Here is a 20,170-nt window from a genome sequence, read left to right as displayed (position 1 = left end):
ACAACAACAAGATCGCAGGAGAACTCCCCATGTACGATCCCGATATCAGTCTCGCCCCACCGCTCGCCGACGGCGCTCCGCTCGCCGCCCGGCGCAAACCCAGCCTGGGCCTGGGGGCCCTGCTCGCCGTGGCCATCGGCCTGGTGGTGTCCCAGGGCGTCATGGTGCTGATGCTGCAGGGCGCGGGCATCGCCGGCCTGGGCTTCCTCATCCCGCTGGCGCTGGCCTTCCTGCTGGCCCTGACCTACATCTGTTCCTTCTCCGAGCTGGCGCTGATGATCCCCCGCGCCGGCAGCCTGAGCAGCTACACCGAGGTGGCCCTGGGGCACTTCCCGGCGATCCTCGCCACCTTCTCCGGCTACGTGGTGGTGGCGATGTTCGCCCTGTCCGCCGAGCTGCTGCTGCTCGACCTGATCGTCGGCGAGGTCTACCCGGGGCTGTTTCCCTCGATGAGCGTCGCCTTCGGCGTGCTGGTGCTGTTCACCCTGCTCAACCTGCTGGGCATCGACATCTTCGCCCGCCTGCAGTCGGTGCTGGCCCTGGTGATGGTCGTGGTGCTGCTGGCCCTGGGCCTGACCGCGATGACCGAGAGCGGCAGCCAGCCGGCGCTGACCCAGGCCCTGACCCACGACTGGAACCCGCTCGGCGCCGGGGTGCTGACCCTGGTGGCGCTGGCCATCTGGGGCTTCGTCGGCGCCGAGTTCGTCTGCCCGCTGGTGGAGGAGGCGCGCGAGCCGGAGCGCAGCATTCCCTGGTCGATGATGCTCGGCGCCGGGGTGATCTTCATCACCATCGCCCTGTATTCCATCGGCGCGCTGTTCTATGTGCCGCAGGACGAGCTGGCCGGCGCGGCGCTGCCGCATTACCTGTTCGCCACCGCCCTGCTCGGCGAGGGCGGCAAGGTCTTTCTGGTGATCGCCGCGACCGCCGCCACCTGCAGCACCCTCAACACCTCGCTGGCGGCCATTCCCCGGATGCTCTACGGCATGGCGGTCAACGGCCAGGCCTTTCCGCAGTTCAAGCGGCTCAGCCAGCGCCACAACACGCCCTGGGTGGCGGTGCTGTTCGTCGCCCTGATCACCGGCGCGCCGGTGCTGCTGATGGGCGACCGGCCGGATGCGATCAACCTGCTGCTGCTCGCCGCGGCCATCGCCTGGCTGCTCGCCTACATCATCTGCCACCTCGACGTGATTGCCCTGCGCCGGCGCTATCCCGACCTGGCGCGGCCGTTCAAGACGCCCTTCTACCCGCTGCCGCAAGTGCTCGGCATCGCCGGCATGCTGGTGTCGATCTACTACGTGTCGCCGGCGCCGGAGATGACCGCGTCGATCTTCACCTCTGCCGGCCTGGTGCTGGGCCTGGTGGCGCTGGTCGCGGTGCTGTGGATCAAGCTGGTGATGCGCAAGCCGCTGTTCACCCCGGAGCCGCTGGACCAGGTGCTGGCGCGCAAATGATTTCCCGCCGGGGCACGGCCCCGGCCTTCGATAACCCCAGACAGGCGAGGTCGCTGCCATGACAGTCTTGCAAACCCCCACCCGCACCACCCGCGATTACCAGGAACTGGACGCGGCCCACCACATCCATGCCTTCGTCGATCAGAAGGCGCTGAATGCCGAAGGCCCGCGGGTGATGGTCCGCGGCGAGGGCCTGCACATCTGGGACAGCGACGGCAAGCGCTACCTGGACGGCATGTCCGGGCTGTGGTGCACCAACCTCGGTTACGGCCGCCAGGACCTGGCTGCCGCCGCCAGCCGCCAGCTGGAGCAGCTGCCGTACTACAACATGTTCTTCCACACCACCCACCCGGCGGTGGTGGAACTGTCCGAGCAGCTGTTCGGCCTGCTGCCCAGTCACTACAGTCACGCCGTGTACACCAACTCCGGCTCCGAGGCCAACGAGGTGCTGATCCGCACCGTGCGGCGCTACTGGCAGATCCTCGGCCAGCCGCAGAAGAAGGTGATGATCGGCCGCTGGAACGGCTACCACGGCTCCACCCTGGCCAGCACCGCCCTCGGCGGCATGGGTTTCATGCACGAGATGGGCGGCATGCTGCCGGACTTCGCCCATATCGACGAGCCCTACTGGTACGCCGCCGGCGGCGAGCTGAGCCCGGCCGAGTTCGGTCGCCGCTGCGCGCTGCAGCTGGAGGAGAAGATCCTCGAGTTGGGCGCCGAGAACGTCGCGGCCTTCGTCGCCGAGCCGTTCCAGGGCGCCGGCGGCATGATCTTCCCGCCCGAGAGCTACTGGCCGGAGATCCAGCGCATCTGCCGCCAGTACGACGTGCTGCTGTGCGCCGACGAGGTGATCGGCGGCTTCGGCCGCACCGGCGAGTGGTTCGCCCACCAGCACTTCGACTTCGAGCCGGACACCCTGTCGATCGCCAAGGGCCTGACCTCGGGCTACATCCCCATGGGCGGCCTGGTGCTGTCCAGGCGCATCGCCGAGGTGCTGGTGGAGCAGGGCGGGGTCTATGCCCACGGCCTGACCTACTCCGGCCACCCGGTGGCGGCGGCGGTGGCCATCGCCAACATCAAGGCGCTGCGCGACGAGGGTGTGGTCGAACGGGTCAAGGCCGACACCGGCCCCTACCTGCAGCAGTGCCTGCGCCAGGTGTTCGGCGAACACCCGCTGGTCGGCGAGATCCAGGGCACGGGCCTGGTCGCCGCCCTGCAGTTCTGCGCGGACCAGGCCAGCCGCCGGCGCTTCGCCAACGAGACGGACATCACCTGGCGTTGCCGCACTATCGGCTTCGAGGAAGGGCTGATCATCCGCGCCACCGGCGGCCGCATGATCATGGCCCCGGCCCTGGTGGCGAGCCGGGCGGAGATCGACGAGCTGGTGGCCAAGACCCAGCTGGCGGTGGACCGCACCGCGATGGAAATCGGCGTGCTCTAGGCGCGGCGTCAGGCGCTGGGCAAGACCCTGCTGTAAGCCAAGGCTTACAGCAGGTGCCGGAGATCGCCACTACTGGCCCTGTTCGCAGCGGCGTAATCTGCAAGCCATGGACGTCGCGCAGGAAGCGCAAATCAACTTACAGGGACACGCTGGATTGCCGCCAGGATGGCGCGCCGATCACGGATGTCAGGAATCAGTCTGCAAAGGCCCCGCTCAAGCGGGGTTTTCTTTTTTGGGCGTTCGCCCAGCCCTTCTTCGCCGGCCATTTAACGCCCGAGGGCCTGCGCTCAGGCCGCCTGCTGCCGCGCCTGGAGCTGGGCGAACCAGTCCAGGGCCTCGTCCCACAGGACCTGGGCGGCGGGGCGGAAGTAGCCCATATGGCCGATGGCCCCGAGCCTGCCGTCACGCACCTGGATGTCCCGCGCCTGGTAGGGCGCCGTGCTGTAGGCCGCCATGAAGGCATCGCGCGAGCGCGACGGGGCCCACAGGTCGTCCAGGGCGTTGGCGGCCACTATGGGGGCGCGCACCGCGGCGAAGCGCGCGGCCAGGCCGGGCAGCTGCGGGTCGTCGAAGAAATAGCGCGGGTAGCCGCACCAGCGCTTCCACTTGCGGTATACGCCCATGGGCAGGTCCTCGCCCATGCCCAGCTTGCTCCAGGCCAGATAGCCCTTGTAGCGGGTCATCAGCGGGCCGATCAGCCGCCACATGGCCAGTACCCGCAGCTGCTCCAGCCCGGGCATCCAGCCGTGCCAGCCGGCGCCGGTGCCGAAGGTGTAGAGGCCGGCCACCTGCTCATGGTTGGGCAGCAGGCCGAAGGCATGGCCGCCGAAGGAGTGGCCGACCAGGTACAGCGGGCGCTGCTCATCGAGGTGCAGGTCGACGGCGGCGGCCAGGTCGAGCTCGGCCCAGTCCAGGTAGTCCATCTCGAAGCCGCGCAGGCTGTCCGGCTTGGACTGGCCGACGCCGCGGTAGTCCAGGGTCAGGGTATTGAAGCCGCGTCGGGCGGCGTGCTCGGCGAAGCGCCGGTAGAAGCCCTGGGGCACGCCGGTGGCGCCGGCGACCAGCAGCTGCGCCACCGGCCGGGGCGCCTGGTAGCGGGTGGCCCCTAGGGGATAGCCGTCCAGGGCCGGCAGGCGTAGGGTCTCGCTGTGGATGCTCTGTTGCTCGGCGGTCATGCGGCGTCTCCTCCCGGAGGTTGTTGGCGGGTCAGGTTGAACAGGGCGTCGGCGGCGCGCCTGAGCGGCTCGTTGCTGCCGGCCACGCGCGCCTGGAGCAGGCCGCCTTCGTACAGGGCGACGAACAGCGCGGCCAGGTTGTCGGCCTGCTCGGGCGCGTGGCCGTGCCGGTGCAGGTGCCGGGCCAGGCCCTGGCGCAGGGTGGCGAAGCAGCGCGCCAGGGCGGCGCGAATCTCGACGTCTTCGGGGCCGCTTTCCAGGGCCACGGTGGCCAGCGGGCAGCCGCGCTCGAACCGGCTGTTCTGCAGTTGCTGCAGGGCGCCCTGCAGCCAGCTGTGCAGCGCCTGCAGGGGATCGGGCTGCTGGGCGAACAGGCGGGCGACGAGGTCGTCGATGCGCCGGCCGATATGCTCGATGGCCGCCACCGCCAGCTCGGCCTTGCCGCCCGGGAAGTGGTGATACAGGCTGCCCTTGGGCGCACCGGCGATCTCCAGCAGTTCGTTCAGGCCGACGCCGTGCAGGCCCTTGCGTTGCAGGGCGTCGGCCATGGCGTGGATCAGTTTGTCGCGGGTGGTGATCTTGGTCATGAGGAAGTATATAGACCAGTCGGTCTAGTGGCGGCAAGGGGTTTCCTTATCATTCATCCGCTGTATGGTCGCGGATCAGGGCCGCTGTGGACGGGTTGCAAGGGCGATCAAGCGGCGCCCGCGCCCGGCCCGGATACTGGCAGCAGTTTTTGTGAGAGCCACCTATGGACCCCGTTGGCAAAGCCCTCTGGCTGATCGAAACCGAACTGGATCGCCCCCTCGACCTGCGGCGCGTCGCCGAGGTCTGCGGCCTGTCGCGCTTCGTCCTGGCGCGGGCCTTCGCCCGGGCCACCGGCTGGCCGGTGATGCGCTATGTGCGGGCACGGCGCCTGAGTCGGGCGGCGCATCGGCTGGCGGCGGGGGCGACGGATATCCTCGCGCTGGCCCTGGAGGTCGGCTATGGCTCGCACGAGGCATTCACCCGCGCGTTCCGCGAACAATTCGGGCTGACCCCCGAGGCGTTGCGGGCGAGCGGCAATCTCGGTGCAATCGCTTTGCGGGAGGCCATGCGTATGCCAGCGACAACGACTTTCGAACTATCCGGACCGCGCTTCGTGGATGAGGGCCCCTTGCTGATCGCCGGGCTCGGCGAGCGCTTCAGTGTCGACCAGAGCCAGGGCATCGCCGCGCTGTGGCAGCGTTTCGTGCCGCATATCGGCCGGGTGCCGGGGCAGCTGGGCGGGGAAACCTTCGGCCTGTGCTGCAACCCGGACGAGGACGGCGGCTTCGAGTACATCGCCGGGGTCCGGGTGAGCGGCCTCGACCGGTTGCCGCCGGGCTTCAGTAGCCTGCAGTTGCCGGCGCGGCGCTATGCGGTGTTTCTCCATCGCGGGCATATCTCCGCGATCCACGAGACCTTCGCCGCGATCTTCCAGCGCTGGTTGCCGGCCAGCGGCCTGGCGGTGGCGGATGCGCCGGAGTTCGAACGCTACAGCGCCGACTTCGATCCGCTGGCCGGCACCGGTCGGGTGGAAGTCTGGGTGCCGCTCGCGGGCTGAGGCCGGTGCCTCAGCGGGTCATCTTCTTGACGAACACCACCACGAACAGGGCCATGGTGAAGCTGCCGACGAAGGCCTCGAAGGCGGCCAGCGGGCGTGCCAGGCCATGGGGGCTGATGTCGCCGTAGCCCAGGGTGGTGAAGGTGACCACGCTGAAGTACAGGCAGCCGAGCAGGTCCATGAGGTTGGCCAGCAGGCCATGGCCGAGGTCCAGGCCCAGGCGCTGGTCGCCCTGCTCGACCCCGACCAGGAAGTACAGCAGGCCGCAGAGGCCGATCAGCCCCAGGGAAAACAGCACGACGTTGAGCGGCTTCTCGCCGTAGCCGCTGAACAGGTCGACCAGCCAGGACAGCAGGCGCCGGCCCGAATAGCGCGGCAGTTGCAGGCGCCGCACCACCATCTCGCGGTGGAAGAACAGCCCGGCCTGCTCAAACAGCCCGGCCCGCTCCAGGTGCAGGCGCAGGTTGCGGTAGGTTTCCTCGGCTTCCTGAAACAACTGCAGGGCGGCGGCCAGGTTGCCGCGCTGGGCCAGTTCGCGGCCCTTGCGTTCCTGCAGCAGCTGGCGGTCCCAGATGACGTTGTCCAGCCGTGCGCCGTCCAGGCGCACGCCCAGCAGGTTGCAGTCGCGCAGGTCGGCACAGTGCAGGTTGGCATGGCGCAGGTCGGCCTTCATCAGCGAGCTGCCGCGCAGGTCGAGGGCGAACAGGTGGGCATTCTGCAGGTTGGCGCGGTACAGATCGGCCTTGTGCAGGATGAAGCCGTGGTGGCCGCCGTGGTTGACCAGGTTGACGCCGTTCAGCTCGGCGCCCTTGAGCTGGAAGCCCGGCATCGGCCGGCCGCTGCGGGCACGCCGCTCCAGGGCGGCGCAGAGGTCGCCGTGTTCACGCTTGTCCAGGGTGGCGTCCAGCCAGAAGCTTTCCTCGTGCTGCATGGCGGCCATCTGTCGCCCTCCGGGTCGCCCAGCCGCGAGCGGGGATCATCCCTTGGCGTGCTGCTCCACCCACTGCGCATAGGCATCGATGAACTTCTGCAGGAACGGCTTGATGCCGTCGCCGAGCATGCCGGCCTCCTCGAAGAAGCTGCCGGCGCCGCCGAGGTAGGCCTCGGGCTGCTGCATCATCGGCACGTCGAGAAAGACCATGGACTGGCGCAGGTGCTGGTTGGCGCCGAAGCCGCCGATGGCCCCCGGCGAGGCGCTCAGCACCGCCCCCGGCTTGCCGCTGAAGGCGCTCTGGCCGTAGGGGCGCGAGCCGACGTCGATGGCGTTCTTCAGCGGCGCGGGCACCGAACGGTTGTACTCCGGGGTGACGAACAGCAGCGCGTCGGCCGCCTTGAGCTTGTTGCGAAACTCGCTGTAGGCCTGCGGCGGCCGCTCCTGATCGATGTCCTCGTTGTACAGCGGCAGGTCGCCGATCTCGACGATCTCCAGCTTCAGCGAGGCCGGCGCCAGTTCGGCCAGGGCCAGGGCCAGCTTGCGGTTGATCGAGGCCTTGCGCAGGCTGCCGACCAGTACGGCGACGTGATGGACCTTGCTCATTTCACCTCCTAGGCAGGGGGAGTGCGTGGGGAAGAGCTGAAACTATAGACCCCCGCGGCGCGGGCCGGGCCCGGCTGCCGCGGGGCTGTACCCGCATCCCCCCCGCTGGTCAGTGGAAGGGGAAGATGTAGTTCATCCAGGCCGACATGCGCAGGAGGATCTTGCGCATCACCGCCACATGGCGGAAGTGCTGGCTGTAGATCGCGGTTTGCGCATAGGCGCCACCCGGTACATAGGCGCTGTAGGCGGCGAACTGCGGATCGGTGATCTCGATGCTGACCGGCACCCGCCCCGGCGGCTGAGCGCCGTTGAAACCGGTCAGGTTGCCCGAGGGTTGGACCTGCCCCTCGGCGATCACCGTGAGCACCTGTTTCACCCTGGCGCTGAAGACCTTGCCGGGGATGCCATCGAAGGCCACCTCCGCCTCGTCGCCGGCACGCAGGCGCAGCAGGCTGTTCTGGCGCATCCAGGCCGTGTAGTAGTAGCCCTCGGCGGGGACGAAGACCATCGACGGGCGCAGCGGCAGCCTGGCGGCATACATGCCGGGCCGCAGCGAGACGTGGGTGACGAAGCCGCGGCTCGGCGCCCGCACCACGCTGTGCTCGAGCTCGTACTGGGCAATGCCGAGCTGCGCCTGCAGGTCGCTGACCCTGGCGCCGAGCACGTCGACGTCGCGGCGGTTGCCCATGCCGCGCTTGGCCAGGGTGCTGGCGCGGAGCAGGTCGGCCCTGGCCGCGCTGAGCTGCGCCTTGAGCGACTTCACCCGGTTGTCGAAGGGCAAGGGGTCGATGCGGAACAGGACGTCACCCTTTTCCAGCGGCTGGTTGGGCTGCACCGGCACCTCCAGCACCTGGCCGCTGACCACCGGTATCACCGGTGTCGAGACGAAATACAGACGGCTGGATTCCGAGTAGGGATGGTTGTAGTTCATCAGGAAGATCAGCGTCCCGATCAGCACCACGCCGCCGAGGAACGCGGTGGGTACGCTCCACTTGTTCAGCGGGATGCGAAAGACCTTGAAGATCGCGGTGCACAGTGCCGCATAGGTCAGGATCAGCAGCAGGTCCATGGCTCAGGCCTCCGGCTCGTCGGGGCTGGCGGCGGCGCTGGCAGCCGGCTGCTCCAGTGCGCTGACCCGCTGGCGCAGCTCGGCCAGTTGTGCTTCGAGCTGGCCAAGTCGCTCGGGCTCTGGCGGCTGCTGAGCGAAGCCCCAGCCCCGGTCCTGGCGATACAGGGTGGCCCAGATCCACAGGAAGGGCCAGATCAGGTGCAGGGTGAACAGGCTGACCCAGCCGGCGACGTGGATCGCATCCTGGTGGGGGTGCTGGCGTCTGGCGGCAATCTCATAGGGGATGTCGTGGATGACGATGATGCCGTAGAACAGTACCAGGCCGACGAAGACCAGCAGGCCGAGGGCGAAGTAGTCCAGCATGGCGATCGCTCCTTGCGTGGTGGGCGAGGGGGCGGTTGCCGGCGCTGTCGCCCGGCACTGCCGTTGCGTTCAGCGTAGACGCTCTTCGGGCACTCTCGGGCCGGCCTTGCCCCGTGGCCGGTGCGCGCAGCGGTGGCCTGGTCTAGAGTCAGTCGGGCATATGTCAACGGAGCATGCCGCTATGCAGATGAAAGCCCTCGTCGTCGCCGGCCTGGCCGCCGCCCTGCTCGCCGGGTGCGCCAGCGACACGACCCAGCCCGCCCAGTACTCGGGATTTCTCGGCGACTACTCGAAACTCCAGCCGGCGCAGTCCGCCAGCGGCGTCAGGGTCATGCGCTGGGTGGCGGCGGATTTCGAGCCGCAGCGTTATGCCGCGGTCCTGGTGGAAAAACCGCAGTTCTACCCCAGGCCACAACCCAGCCAGCAGGTCAGCCAGCAGACGCTGGATGAGATCGCCAGCTATCTGCAGCTGGCGCTGCAGCGGGAGCTGGCCGGACGCCTGCGCATCGTCACCCAGGCGGGCCCGGATACCCTGGTGCTGCGCTCGGCGATCAGCGCCATCCACCTCTCCCCCGAGGGACTCAAGGTGTACGAGGTGGTGCCCATCGCCCTGGTCGCCGCCGCCGCCAGCACGGCCGCCGGCACGCGTGACCTGGACAGCGAGATATTCGTCGAGCTGGAGGCGCGGGATGGGCGCGACAGCCGCGTGGTCGCCCAGGTGGTGCGCAAGGGCCATGGCCTGCCGTTGGAGAACGACCATACCCAGTTGCGCCTGGAGGACATCCGTCCCGCTCTGGACGCCTGGGCCCAGGATGCGCGCAACTTCAGACCCTAGGGTCGAAGGCACCTAGCAGGTCGTCGACGAAGGCCCGCTGCGCCTCGCTCGGCTGCCGGCCGCGGTGGCTGGCCAGGTGGAACTGCACGCTGAAGCCGAGGACCTCGGGCAGCAGGGCGCGCAGTCGCCCGCGGGCCTCCCAGGGGGCGGCGATGTGCCGGGGCAGGTAGCCGATATGGGCGCCGGACAGGACGAAGGCCAGGGTGCCCTCGACCTGTTCGCTGCGCGCGCTGCTGGCGGCGGCCTGCCAGGGCTCGTCGGCGCCGATGAAACGGTAGGGGTGATGCACGCCGTCCTGCTCCTGCAGCGACTCGGCGCCGAACCCGGCCTGCTCGAACAGCGGGTGGTCGCGGCCGCAGAACAGCGCCTGGGGCTCCTCGAACAGCGGCCGGTAGTCCAGTGCGTTCTGGACGCCGGAGAAGTAGCCGATGGCCAGGTGCAGCTGGTCCTGCAGCAGGCGCCGCTCCAGCTCGGCGGGCATGGCGCTGAGCAGCTCGATCTGCACGTCCTGGTTGCGCCGGCGGAAGGCGCCGATGGCCGCGCCGACCCGCGCCAGCACCTCGTCGTCGAGGGCCTCGGACAGGCCGATGCCGAGCGAGCCGAGCAGCTTGTCGGCCATGCCCTGGGCCTCGCCCCTGAAGGTCTCGACGGCGGCGAACAGCTTGCGCGCGGCCAGCAGCACCTGCTCGCCCTTGGGGGTCAGGCGGAAGCCGGCCTTGCCCCGCTCGCACAGGCGAAAGCCCAGGCGCGTCTCCAGCTTGGCCATCTGCGTGCTGATGGTCGACTGGCCGATGCCCAGCTCGCCCTGGGCGGCGCTGAAGCCGCCGCTTTCCACCACCGTGAGGAACAGGCGCAGCAGTTGCAGGTCGAGGTCGCGTACTTGGCTGAGCATGGCATTCAAGCATCGATAACTGTCGATGTCAGAGTAGATCACTTCGTATTTATTCGAAGCAAGCGCCGGCGCAGGATGAGCCTACCGAGCCAATCCGAACGAGGTGATCGCCATGCGTCTTGCTGCGAGCGTGCTGCTCCTGGCCTGTGCCCTGCCGCTGCAGGCCGAGGAGCGGGTGCTGAATATCTACAACTGGGCCGACTATGTGGCGCCCCAGGCGCTCGAACGCTTCCAGCGCGAGCGTGGCATCCGGGTCAAGTACGACACCTTCGACAGCACCGAGGTGCTCGACAGCAAGCTGCTCACCGGGCGCAGCGGCTACGACGTGGTCTTCCCGGCTTCCAGCGGTCTGGCGCGGGCGATCAAGGCCAAGGCCCTGCAACCGCTCGGCGCCCTGAGCAATGCCGGCAACCTCGACCCGGAGCTGCTGGCCAAGCTGGCCAGCGTCGATCCGGGTAACCGCTACGGCGTGCCCTACACCTGGGGCACCGTGGGCCTGGGCATCAATCGTCAGGCCCTCGAACGGCGCCTGCCCGGCGTGGCGCTGGACAGCCTCGACCTGCTGTTCAAGCCGGAGTACGCCGGCAAGCTCAAGGACTGCGGCATCGCCGTGCTGGACTCGCCCCAGGAGGTGATCGCCATCGCCCTCAACTACCTGGGCAAGGACCCCTACAGCAATGCGCCCGCCGACCTCGAGGCGGCGCGGCAGTTGCTCGCCCAGCTGCAGCCGAACCTGCGCTACGTCGGCAGCGGCCGGCATATCGACGACCTGGCCAGGGGCGAGATCTGCCTGGCGCTGACCTATACCGGCGATGCCGGCATGGCCGCCGCCCGCGCCGCCGAGGCGCAGCAGCCGTTCGAGGTGCTGTTCCGCATTCCCCGGGAAGGCACCCTGATCTGGTTCGACACCATGGCCATTCCGGTGGAAGCGCCCCATCCCGAGGCCGCCCGCGCCTTCATCGACTTCATGCTGCAGCCCGAGGCCATCGCCGAGCTGACCAACGCTCTGTACTTCGCCAACGCCAATGCCGCCGCTACGCCCCTGCTGGACGCGGCGGTGCGCGGCGACCCGGACATCTACCCGCCGGCCGCGGTGCGCGCCCGGCTGTTCGCCGAGCAGATCCAGCCGCTCAGGCAGCAGCGCCAGCGCACCCGCCTGTGGACCGCCTTCCGCACCCAGTATTGAGGAGACGCCGACCATGGATCACAGCTTCGACAACGACCAGGCCATCACCCGCGACAGCCTCTACGGCACCGCCGCCGAGCCGACCTACGCCGGCATCACCAGCTTCATGCGCCGGCGCTACAGCCGCGATCTGCGCGGGGTCGACCTGGTGGTCAGCGGGGTGCCCTTCGACACCGCCACCACCAACCGGCCCGGCAGCCGCTTCGGCCCGCGGGCGATCCGCGCCGCCTCGGTGCAGTCGGCCTGGGCCCGGCATTTTCCCTGGGAGTTCGACCCCTTCGACCTGCTGGCCTGCGTCGACTACGGCGACTGCTACTTCGACCACGGTCGCCCCGAGGCGGTGCCGGCGGCCATCCAGGCCCATGCCGAGCAGATCCTCGCGGCCGGTTGCGCGCTGCTCACCCTGGGCGGCGACCACTTCATCAGCTACCCGCTGCTCAAGGCCCATGCGAAGCAGCACGGGCCCCTGGCGCTGATCCACTTCGACGCCCACAGCGACACCTGGCCGGACGAGGAGGGCGCGCGCATCGACCACGGCACCATGTTCTACCACGCCGCCCGCGAGGGCCTGGTGGACCCGGCTCACTCGGTGCAGGTGGGCCTGCGCACCACCAACGACGACGTCATGGGCTTTGCGGTGCTGGATGCCCGCGAAGTACACCGCAGCACGCCGGCGCAGATCGCCGAGCGCATCCGCGCCCGGGTCGGCGAGCAGCCGGTGTACCTGACCTTCGACATCGACTGCCTCGACCCGGCCTTCGCCCCCGGCACCGGCACCCCGGTGTGCGGCGGCCTGTCCAGCCACCAGGCGCTGGAGATACTGCGCGGCCTGCGCGGCATCAACCTGGTGGGCATGGACGTGGTGGAGGTGGCGCCGCCCTACGACAACGCCGAGGTCACCGCCCTGGCCGGCGCCACCCTGGCCATGGAGATGATCTGCCTGTACGCCGCCCGGCATAAGCGCGGCGAGCGCTAGGCGCGGCCCTCAGCGGCCCAGCAGGCGGTCGGTCTGGGCCAGCAGGCTGTGCCACAGGGAAGCGGCGTCGCGCTGCTCGAGCAGGGCGGCGGCCTGGCCGCACCAGAGCGCCAGCAGGTCGTCGCGGCCCTGGGCCAGGGCCGCCGGCTTGAGCGCCGCGGCGAACTGGCCCTGGACCGGGTAGCCGGGCAGCCGCGCCTGGTGCGCGGCCAGCTCCTCCAGCAGGCGGTTGCGCAGGCCCCGGGCCAGGCGCCCGCTGAAGGCGCGGGTCAGCGCCGTGTCGGCGGCCTGGGGGGTGAACAGCGCCTGGCGGTGCAACTCGCTGGCGCCGGACTCGCGGCAGGCGAGGAAGGCGGTGCCGATCTGCACGCCCTGGGCGCCCAGGCACAGGGCGGCGGCGATACCGCGGCCATCGGCGATGCCGCCGGCGGCGATCACCGGGATGCGCACCGCGTCCACCACCTGGGGGATCAGCGCCAGGCCGCCGATCAGGCCGTCCTCGGGCGGGCGCAGGAAGGCCACCCGGTGGCCGCCGGCCTCGCAGCCGCTGGCCACCAGCATGTCCACCCCGGCCGCCTCCAGGGCCTGGGCCTCGGCCACCGTGGTGGCCGTGCCCAGGGTCAGGATGCCGAGACGGCGGCACCGCTCCAGCGCCTCGGCGCTCGGCACTCCGTAGACGAAGCTGAACACCGCCGGGCGCGCCTGCAGCACGGCCTCCAGCTGCTCCTCGTAGCTGGGCCAGGGGGCCGCCGCGCGGGGCGGCGGCTCCAGGCCCAGCTCGGCGAAGTAGGGGCGAAACAGCGCCAGGGTGGCAGCGTACTCGGCCCCGTCCAGGTCGTGCTGCTCGCTGGGGTGGGGCAGCCAGAGGTTGAGGGCGAAGGGCCTGGCCGTGCGCGCGCGGATGGCCGCCGCGGTCTGCAGGATGGCCGCGCCGTCCAGGTGGTGCACGCCGAACGAGCCGAGGCCGCCGGCCTCGCTCACCGCCGCGGTCAGCGCCACCGAGGACAGGCCGCTGCCGAACGGCCCCTGGATGATCGGCGCCGCCAGCTGCAGGCGCCGGGAAACTTGGGTATCGCGCCACATCTGGGCTACCTCGCGCATCAGGGTTGCAGGCCTTCGGCCGCCAGGGCCGCCCGTACCGACGGCAGTTCGCCGATGCCGGCCAGGTAGCGCTGCAGCGGCGCCAGACTGCTCAGGTCGAGGTCGACTAGGGCGCCCCAGCGGGCCACGGTGAACAGGTAGGCGTCGGCCAGGGTGAAGCGCTCGCCGCACAGGTAGGCGCGCTCGCCCAGACGCTCGGCCAGCCAGGCGAACTTGTGCAGCAGGGCCGTGCGCAGCAGCGCCTTGGCGCTCTCGTCCAGGGCCGGATTGAACAGCGGCGAGAAGGACTTGTGCAGCTCGCTGCTGATATAGGCCTGCCACTCCAGCACCCGGTAGCGCGCCGGATCGCCGCTCGCCGGCAGCAGGTCGTGGCGGCCGGCCCGTTCGCAGAGGTACTGGGCGATCACCGGTCCCTCGCTGAGCAGCTGGCCGTCGTCCAGCTGCAGCAGCGGCACATAGCCCTTGGGGTTGAGGGCGCGGAAGTCATCGCCCGCGGCGGTGCGGTGGCTGGCCAGGTCGACCCGCTCCAGAGTGCAGGGCAGGCCGGTTTCGTGCAGCAGGATGTGGGCGACCAACGAGCAGGTACCGGGGGTGTAGAACAGCTTCATGGGGTTTCTCCGCAGGGGGTGGATAAGCACAGCGGATTCAGGTTATTTGTGACGGGCTATCCGATAAATACCGGGCCTGTCATTTCACCTGATACAGGATGTAATCAATCATGCAGCGACAATTCGGCGGGGTATTGCTCGGCAGCATGGAGCTGTTCTGCCTGGCGGCCGAGCTGGGCAGCTTCACCGCCGCCGCCCAGGCGGCCGGGGTCACCCCGGCGGCGGTCAGCCGCTCGGTGGCGCGGCTGGAGGAGCGGCTGGGGGTGCGCCTGTTCACCCGCACCACCCGCCGGGTCAGCCTGACCGGGGCCGGCGACGACTATTTCCAGCAGTGCCGCCAGGCCCTGGCCCAGCTCGGCGAGGCCGAACGCCTGGTCAGCGGCCGGCAGAGCGAGCCGGCCGGCCTGTTGCGCATCAGCCTGCCCACCACCTACGGCCACTACCGGGTGCTGCCGCTGCTGCCGGCCTTCCGCGCCCGCTACCCGCTGGTGCGCGTCGAGGTGGAGCTGAGCAACCGCAACGTCGACTTCACCAGCGAGGCGTTCGACCTGGCCATCCGCGCCCGTGCCCAGGCCGACTCCAGCCTGATCGCCCGACCCCTGGAGGACGCGCCCCTGGTGGTGGTGGCCACCCCGGACTACCTGCGCCAGGCCGGCACGCCGCGGAGTCCGGCGGAGCTGGATGGACACCAGTGCATCCAGTTCCGCCTGCCCAGCAGCGGCCGCCCGGTGCCCTGGTTGTTCCGTGAGCAGGGTCGCGAGGTCGAACTGACCACCCAGGGCGACTACTGCTGCGCCCAGGACATCCTCGCCTGCGCCACCCTGGCCCGCAGCGGCGCCGGCCTGGCCCAGCTGATGCGCTTCATCGTCGAGGAGGACCTGAGCGCAGGGCGCCTGCTGCAGGTACTGCAGGACCATGGCGGCTGCAGCCGGCCGTTCTCCCTGATCTATCCCAGCGGCCGCCATCTGCCGCTGCGGGTGCGGGTGTTCATCGACTTCCTGTTGCAGGCCGTCGGTCGTTGAGGGCGATGACGTCGCCTGCCTCTGCGGCCAAAGGCGCCGCGCCCTGGCGGAGGCAAGCCGAGAAAGCGGAAAAAGAGCGCGGGCCCAAGGGCGGGCCCGCGCTTTCGCTCAAGGGTTACAGGCTGTGCTCCAGGCCCAGGCGCCCGGGCTGAAAGAGGCGGGCATCCATCGGCCTCGGCGCCCGCACTATGGGGGCGAAGTCCATGCGCGCGAGGATGTCGCGCTCCAGGTCCACGCCCGGGGCGATCTCGATCAGCTCCAGGCCGCCCAGGGTCAGGGCGAACACGCAGCGCTCGGTGACGTAGAGCACCGGCTGGCCGCGCTCGGCGGCCAGCTGGCCGGCGAAGGTGCGCTGCTCCACCGCGGCGACGAACTTGCGCAGCGCGCCGTCCTGGACGATGCGCAGGCGGCCGTCCTCGATGCGGATGTCCTGGGGCCCGGCGCTGAAGGTGCCGACGAACACCACCCGCTTGGCGTTCTGGCTGATGTTGATGAAGCCGCCGGCGCCGGCCAGGCGCGAACCGAACCGGGAGACGTTGAGGTTGCCGGCGGCATCGGCCTGGGCCAGGCCGAGGAAGGCCAGGTCCAGGCCGCCGCCGTCGTAGAAGTCGAACTGGTAGGGCTGGTCGATCAGCGCGCTGTGGTTGCTGGCCGCGCCGAAGTCCAGCCCGGAGGCCGGCACGCCGCCGATCACCCCGGGCTCGGCGGTTAGGGTCAGGCGCTCGATCACCCCTTCCTCGGCGGCCACCGCCGCCACGCCCTCGGGCATGCCGATGCCCAGATTGACCACCGCGCCGGCGCGCAGCTCCAGGGCCGCGCGGCGGGCGATCAGCTTGCGCATGTCCAGCGCCATCGGCGCCAGGCTGTCGCTGGGCACCCGGGTCTCGGCGGCGAAGGCCGGGTTGTAGGCGGTGGCGAAGGTCTGCCGGTGGTTCTGCGCCTCGGCGACCACCACGCAGTCGACCAGAATGCCGGGGATCTTCACCTCCCGCGCATTCAGCGAGCCGCGCTCGACCAGGCGCTCGACCTGGGCGATGACCAGGCCGCCGCTGTTGCGCGCGGCCATGGCGATGGCCAGGCTCTCGATGGTCAGCGCCTCGCGCTCCATGCTCAGGTTGCCATCCGGGTCGGCACTGGTGGCGCGGACGATGGCGACATGGATGGGCAAGGCCGGGTAGAACAGGTAGTCCTCGCCGTCGATCGGCAGGCGCCGCACCAGCTCTGTTGTGGTGCGGGCGTTGAGCTTGCCGCCGCCGAACTGCGGGTCGACGAAGGTGCCGAGGCCGACCCGCGACAGCTGCCCCGGCTTGCCCGCGGCGATGTCGCGGAACAGCTGGGAGATCACCCCCTGGGGCAGGTTGTAGGCCTCGATGCGGTTGTCCACCGCCAGCTTCTGCAGGCCCGGCACCAGGCCCCAGTGACCGCCGATCACCCGCCGCACCAGGCCCTCGTGGGCCAGGTGGTCGAGGCCGCGGCCCTTGCCGTCGCCCTGGCCGGCGGCATACACCAGGGTCAGGCCCCGCGGCGCCTGCTCGGCCAGAAAGCGCTGCTCCAGGGCGATGGCGATCTGTTCGGCGAAGCCGATGCCGACGAAGCCGCCGGTGGCGACGTTGGCGTTGTCGGGGATGCGCGCCACGGCTTCGGCGGCGCTCATGATCTTGCTCATTGCACGAACCTCAGAAACTGCCGAACAGGGTGCCCAGGGTGATGACCACCACCAGGGCGACCATGGGGAAGGCCACGGTGTTGACGAAGATGAACCTGTAGGACTCGCGGTGGGTGAGCTTGCAGATCGCCAGCAGCGAGATCACCGCGCCGTTGTGCGGCAGAGTGTCCATGCAGCCGGAAGCCATGGCGGCGACCCGGTGCAGCAGCTCGGGGCTGATGCCGGCGGCGCTGGCGAGGGTCAGGTACTGCTCGCCGAGGGTCTTCAGGGCGATCGACATGCCGCCGGAGGCCGAGCCGGTGATGCCGGCGAGGATGTTCACCGCCACGGCCTCGGACACCAGCGGGTTGCTCGACACGCCGAGCACCAGGTCGCGGATCACCACGAAGCCGGCCAGCGAGGCGATCACCGTGCCGTAGCCCACCTCGGCGGCGGTGTTGAGGATCGGCAGCATGGAGCCGAAGGCGCCGTCGTTGACGCTCTGCTTCAGGTCCAGCCAGCGCTTCCAGTGCAGCCCGACCAGCAGCAGGATGGCGGCCGACAGGGCGACGATGATCGACCAGATGCCGATCAGCGACTTGGCATCCTGCAGGCCGCCGTACTCCGGCTTGGCCAGGAAGCTGGCGTCGATGTGCGGCAGCACCTGCTTGGCCATGACGAAGTTGAGGACGATCACCAGCAGGATCGGCAGCAGCGCCAGCCAGAAGCCGGGAAGGTGCCCCAGGTCCTGCTGTGCGGGTTCGTCGCGGTGCGTGCCGTAGCCTTCGCCGGCGGCCATCAGCTTGCGCGCCTGGGCACTCAGCCACCAGGTGCCTAGGGCGAACATGATCAGCCCGGCGATCAGGCCCAGGCCCGGCGCGGCGAAGGCGTCGGTGCCGAAGAAGGGGTTGGGGATGGCGTTCTGGATCGCCGGGGTGCCGGGCAGCGCGGTCATGGTGAAGGTGAACGAGCCCAGGGCGATGGCGCCGGGGATCAGGCGCTTGGGGATGCCGGCTTCGCGGAACAGCGCGGCGCCGATCGGGTACACGGCGAATGCCACCACGAACAGCGACACGCCGCCGTAGGTGAGGATGCCGCAGGCCAGCACTATGGCCAGCACGGCGCGCTGGCTGCCGACCTTGGCGACTATGCCGTGGGCGATGGCGCGGGCCGAGCCGGAGTCGTCCATCAGCTTGCCGAACAGCGCGCCGAGCAGGAACAGCGGGAAGAACTGGATGACGTAGCCGCCCATGGCCTTCATGAACACCTGGGTGTAGGTCGGCAGCAGCAGGGCCGTTTCGCCGGAGAACAGCAGGGCGAGCAGGGCCAGCAGCGGGGCGAGGATCAGCACGTTGAGGCCGCGGTAGGCCAGGTACATCAGCAGCGCGAGGGAAATGAGGATACCGAGGGTTCCCATGGGTGATTCCTTTTGTTGTTGTTCTGGTGGCCCGCCTTGGGGCGGGCCCGGCTGGCCGGCGAACGGCGCCCGGAGCAGGTCGTCCGGGGGCCGTCGCACGGGCCGTGGCCTGGGTAGAGCGAAAGTCGTGCCAGGGCGTAACCCGGGTGCTCGTCAGGGGGCGGAAGGCCCGGGGCGCCTGGCGTGAGCCGCTCCGGGCGAGCTGCGGGCCGCGCTTCGCCGGCGGACCAGGTTGTCCAGCGGGCAAGACACTGTCCAGGGAGGTGGACGGTGCGACTGTCCAGGCGGCTGGACAGTCAGCCCAGGCGGTGCAGCGCCAGCTTGTTGTACAGCGCGGCGCGGGAGATGCCCAGGCGCGCGGCGGCCCGTGCCCGATTGCCGCCGGTGGCGGCCAGGGCGCGCGCGATGGCGCCGCGTTCGGCGCTGGCCAGGCTCTGCGCCAGCGGCTCGACCGCGACGGCCGGGGGCAGCGGGGCCGTCGCGGTCCGCGCGACGGCGGCCCGGGGCTGCTCCAGCTGGGCCGCCAGGTGCGCCGCGTCGAGCTGGCCGTCTTCGGCGTCGAGCTGGGCGCGTTCGAGCAGGTTGCCAACGGCGGCACCCTGTTCCTCGACGAGATCGGCGACCTGCCGCTGCCGCTGCAGGCCAAGCTGCTGCGGGTGCTGCAGGAGCAGGAGGTCGAGCCGCTCGGCTCCAACCAGGTCAAGGCGCTGAACGTGCGGGTGATCGCCGCCACCCACATCGATCTGGAGGCCCGGGTCGCCGCCGGCCGGTTCCGTGACGACCTTTACTACCGCCTCAACGTCCTGAGCCTGCGCCTGCCGCCGCTGCGCGAGCGCCGCGAGGACATCCCCGCGCTGGTCGAGCACCTGCTCGACGACATCGCCAATCGCTCCGGCCAGGCGCCCATGGAGCTCGCCGCCGATGCCCTGGCCCTGCTCGCCGGCCAGCACTGGAACGGCAACGTGCGCGAGCTGCGCAACCTGCTCGAACTTGCCCTGGCGCGCCTTGCGCTCGGCGCCGGTGAAGGCGCCCGGCGCGGTGCCGAACAGCTCGGCCTCCACCAGGGTCTCGGGAATGGCGGCGACGTTGACCGCGACGAAGGGGCCGTTGGCCCGCGGCGACAGGTTGTGGATGCCCTGGGCCAGCAGCTCCTTGCCGGTGCCGGTCTCGCCGCGCAGCAGCACCGTGGCGTCCAGCTGGGCGGCGCGCCGGGCCTGGCGCTTGACCTCGCTGGCCGCCGCGCTGGCGCCGATGAAGCCGGCGATGGTGTAGCGTGCCCGGCGCGCCTTGGCCAGCTCCTGCTGGGTGGCCAGCAGCTGGTTCTGCAGGCCGCTGTACTTGGCCATCAGCGGCTTGAGGTGGCGCGCCCGGTCGAACAGCACGAAGCCCAGGGCGCCGACCAGGGTGCCGTCCTCGTCGCGCAGGGGAATGCGGGTGACCACGAAGTGCTCGTCGCCGAAGGCCATCAGGTCGAGCATGCTCGGCAGGCCGCTCTCCACCACCTCGCGCAGGCGACTGGCCGGCAGCACCCGCTCGATTTCCTGGCCGAGCACGCTGCGCGGGTCGCCGATGCCGATCTTGGCGGCGTACTTGTCGTTGATCCAGACGATGCGCGCCTGGCGGTTGACCGCGATGGTGCCCTCGCACTGGGCGTTCAGGTGGTCGAACAGCAGGGGCATGGCCAGGGCGCGAAAGCGCTCCGGGGAGGCGCCGATGATCAGGCCGTGCTGGTCGAGATCGTCGCGGGAGATCGCCATGGCGGGGGAGTCCGGGAAGGATAGGCGGACGATTATGGGCGGCGGCGCATCTCAGCGGCAAGGTGGGGCGAGCCGGCAGGACCGCGCTCGGGGTGGCCCAGCGGGCA

Annotated in this window: 19 protein-coding genes and 2 pseudogenes; 8 read left to right on the top strand and 13 right to left on the bottom strand. The window is 70.1% G+C overall.

Annotated features, from left to right (window positions below):
• The first annotated feature begins 29 nt into the window (after positions 1 to 29).
• Positions 30 to 1,454, top strand: a complete 1,425-nt coding sequence (locus I0D00_RS20275) for an APC family permease (protein ID WP_213641574.1) — start codon at positions 30 to 32, stop codon at positions 1,452 to 1,454.
• A 58-nt stretch (positions 1,455 to 1,512) separates the two neighbouring features.
• A complete protein-coding gene (locus tag I0D00_RS20270; protein WP_213641573.1) occupies positions 1,513 to 2,895 on the top strand; it encodes an aspartate aminotransferase family protein in 1,383 nt (460 codons plus the stop codon).
• Positions 2,896 to 3,182: 287 nt separating this feature from the next.
• Here the strand turns inward: I0D00_RS20270 and I0D00_RS20265 are convergent, their stop codons facing one another.
• Together I0D00_RS20265 and I0D00_RS20260 are read right to left on the bottom strand one after the other, a co-directional pair.
• Entirely contained in the window at positions 3,183 to 4,070 is an 888-nt protein-coding gene (locus I0D00_RS20265; protein WP_213641572.1) for an alpha/beta hydrolase family protein, read from the bottom strand.
• The gene (locus I0D00_RS20260) at positions 4,067 to 4,657 is read right to left on the bottom strand and encodes a TetR/AcrR family transcriptional regulator (protein ID WP_213641571.1); all 591 of its coding nucleotides are present in this window, start codon (positions 4,655 to 4,657) and stop codon (positions 4,067 to 4,069) included. Before I0D00_RS20260 ends, I0D00_RS20265 begins: the two co-directional genes overlap by 4 nt.
• Positions 4,658 to 4,821: 164 nt before the next feature.
• On the opposite strand from I0D00_RS20260, the gene I0D00_RS20255 reads away from it, so the two are divergent.
• Positions 4,822 to 5,655: an AraC family transcriptional regulator gene (locus tag I0D00_RS20255; RefSeq protein ID WP_213641570.1), complete on the top strand. Its 834-nt coding sequence runs from the start codon at positions 4,822 to 4,824 to the stop codon at positions 5,653 to 5,655.
• Positions 5,656 to 5,665: 10 nt separating this feature from the next.
• Here the strand turns inward: I0D00_RS20255 and I0D00_RS20250 are convergent, their stop codons facing one another.
• The 4 genes from I0D00_RS20250 to I0D00_RS20235 all read right to left on the bottom strand — a co-directional run bounded on the left by I0D00_RS20250 (position 5,666) and on the right by I0D00_RS20235 (position 8,624).
• Positions 5,666 to 6,595, bottom strand: a complete 930-nt coding sequence (locus tag I0D00_RS20250) for an ion channel (RefSeq protein ID WP_213641569.1) — start codon at positions 6,593 to 6,595, stop codon at positions 5,666 to 5,668.
• 36 nt (positions 6,596 to 6,631) lie between these two features.
• Positions 6,632 to 7,192, bottom strand: coding sequence for an NADPH-dependent FMN reductase (locus tag I0D00_RS20245; RefSeq protein ID WP_213641568.1), 561 nt, complete (start codon positions 7,190 to 7,192; stop codon positions 6,632 to 6,634).
• 109 nt (positions 7,193 to 7,301) lie between these two features.
• Positions 7,302 to 8,261 carry an HlyD family secretion protein gene (locus I0D00_RS20240; protein ID WP_213641567.1) on the bottom strand — a complete coding sequence of 320 codons (960 nt, stop codon included), beginning with the start codon at positions 8,259 to 8,261 and terminating at the stop codon, positions 7,302 to 7,304.
• Between the two features lie 3 nt (positions 8,262 to 8,264).
• A complete protein-coding gene (locus tag I0D00_RS20235) occupies positions 8,265 to 8,624 on the bottom strand; it encodes a DUF3302 domain-containing protein (protein WP_213641566.1) in 360 nt (119 codons plus the stop codon).
• 181 nt (positions 8,625 to 8,805) lie between these two features.
• Between I0D00_RS20235 and I0D00_RS20230 the strand changes: the two genes are divergently transcribed.
• On the top strand, positions 8,806 to 9,459 hold the full coding sequence (locus tag I0D00_RS20230; protein WP_420850828.1) for a DUF3313 domain-containing protein: 654 nt from the start codon (positions 8,806 to 8,808) through the stop codon (positions 9,457 to 9,459).
• Here I0D00_RS20230 and I0D00_RS20225 read toward each other — a convergent pair.
• Positions 9,449 to 10,351, bottom strand: a complete 903-nt coding sequence (locus I0D00_RS20225; RefSeq protein WP_213641565.1) for a LysR family transcriptional regulator — start codon at positions 10,349 to 10,351, stop codon at positions 9,449 to 9,451. The two genes, I0D00_RS20230 and I0D00_RS20225, sit on opposite strands and share 11 nt — an antisense overlap.
• A 112-nt stretch (positions 10,352 to 10,463) precedes the next feature.
• Between I0D00_RS20225 and I0D00_RS20220 the strand changes: the two genes are divergently transcribed.
• Both I0D00_RS20220 and speB read left to right on the top strand, forming a co-directional pair.
• A complete protein-coding gene (locus I0D00_RS20220; protein ID WP_213641564.1) occupies positions 10,464 to 11,537 on the top strand; it encodes a polyamine ABC transporter substrate-binding protein in 1,074 nt (357 codons plus the stop codon).
• 13 nt (positions 11,538 to 11,550) lie between these two features.
• The gene (speB, locus tag I0D00_RS20215) at positions 11,551 to 12,513 is read left to right on the top strand and encodes an agmatinase (protein WP_213641563.1); all 963 of its coding nucleotides are present in this window, start codon (positions 11,551 to 11,553) and stop codon (positions 12,511 to 12,513) included.
• A gap of 9 nt (positions 12,514 to 12,522) precedes the next feature.
• Here the strand turns inward: speB and I0D00_RS20210 are convergent, their stop codons facing one another.
• Positions 12,523 to 13,596 (bottom strand): NAD(P)H-dependent flavin oxidoreductase, encoded by a 1,074-nt coding sequence (locus I0D00_RS20210; RefSeq protein WP_213641562.1) that lies wholly within the window; start codon positions 13,594 to 13,596, stop codon positions 12,523 to 12,525.
• A 17-nt stretch (positions 13,597 to 13,613) separates the two neighbouring features.
• Positions 13,614 to 14,222, bottom strand: a complete 609-nt coding sequence (gstA, locus tag I0D00_RS20205; protein WP_213641561.1) for a glutathione transferase GstA — start codon at positions 14,220 to 14,222, stop codon at positions 13,614 to 13,616.
• Between the two features lie 110 nt (positions 14,223 to 14,332).
• Between gstA and I0D00_RS20200 the strand changes: the two genes are divergently transcribed.
• Positions 14,333 to 15,244: a LysR family transcriptional regulator gene (locus I0D00_RS20200; protein ID WP_213641560.1), complete on the top strand. Its 912-nt coding sequence runs from the start codon at positions 14,333 to 14,335 to the stop codon at positions 15,242 to 15,244.
• Between the two features lie 115 nt (positions 15,245 to 15,359).
• On the opposite strand, the gene I0D00_RS20195 is transcribed toward I0D00_RS20200, so the two are convergent.
• The 3 genes from I0D00_RS20195 to I0D00_RS21625 form a co-directional block, all read right to left on the bottom strand.
• Positions 15,360 to 16,910: an acyl CoA:acetate/3-ketoacid CoA transferase gene (locus I0D00_RS20195; RefSeq protein WP_213641559.1), complete on the bottom strand. Its 1,551-nt coding sequence runs from the start codon at positions 16,908 to 16,910 to the stop codon at positions 15,360 to 15,362.
• Between the two features lie 10 nt (positions 16,911 to 16,920).
• Positions 16,921 to 18,306 (bottom strand): GntP family permease, encoded by a 1,386-nt coding sequence (locus I0D00_RS20190; RefSeq protein WP_213641558.1) that lies wholly within the window; start codon positions 18,304 to 18,306, stop codon positions 16,921 to 16,923.
• Between the two features lie 296 nt (positions 18,307 to 18,602).
• On the bottom strand, positions 18,603 to 18,701 hold the full coding sequence (locus tag I0D00_RS21625; protein WP_246533366.1) for a helix-turn-helix domain-containing protein: 99 nt from the start codon (positions 18,699 to 18,701) through the stop codon (positions 18,603 to 18,605).
• A gap of 132 nt (positions 18,702 to 18,833) precedes the next feature.
• On the opposite strand from I0D00_RS21625, the pseudogene I0D00_RS21930 reads away from it, so the two are divergent.
• Positions 18,834 to 19,244: pseudogene (locus tag I0D00_RS21930) on the top strand (sigma 54-interacting transcriptional regulator); the annotation flags it as partial.
• 99 nt (positions 19,245 to 19,343) lie between these two features.
• Here I0D00_RS21930 and I0D00_RS21735 read toward each other — a convergent pair.
• A pseudogene (locus I0D00_RS21735) lies at positions 19,344 to 19,652 on the bottom strand (sigma 54-interacting transcriptional regulator); the annotation flags it as partial.
• Positions 19,653 to 20,170: the final 518 nt, after the last annotated feature.

This window comes from Pseudomonas lalucatii (assembly GCF_018398425.1).
Taxonomy (GTDB): domain Bacteria; phylum Pseudomonadota; class Gammaproteobacteria; order Pseudomonadales; family Pseudomonadaceae; genus Aquipseudomonas; species Aquipseudomonas lalucatii.
The sequence above is the reverse complement of the archived record's forward strand: the minus strand, read 5'-3'. Positions and strand labels throughout refer to the sequence as shown.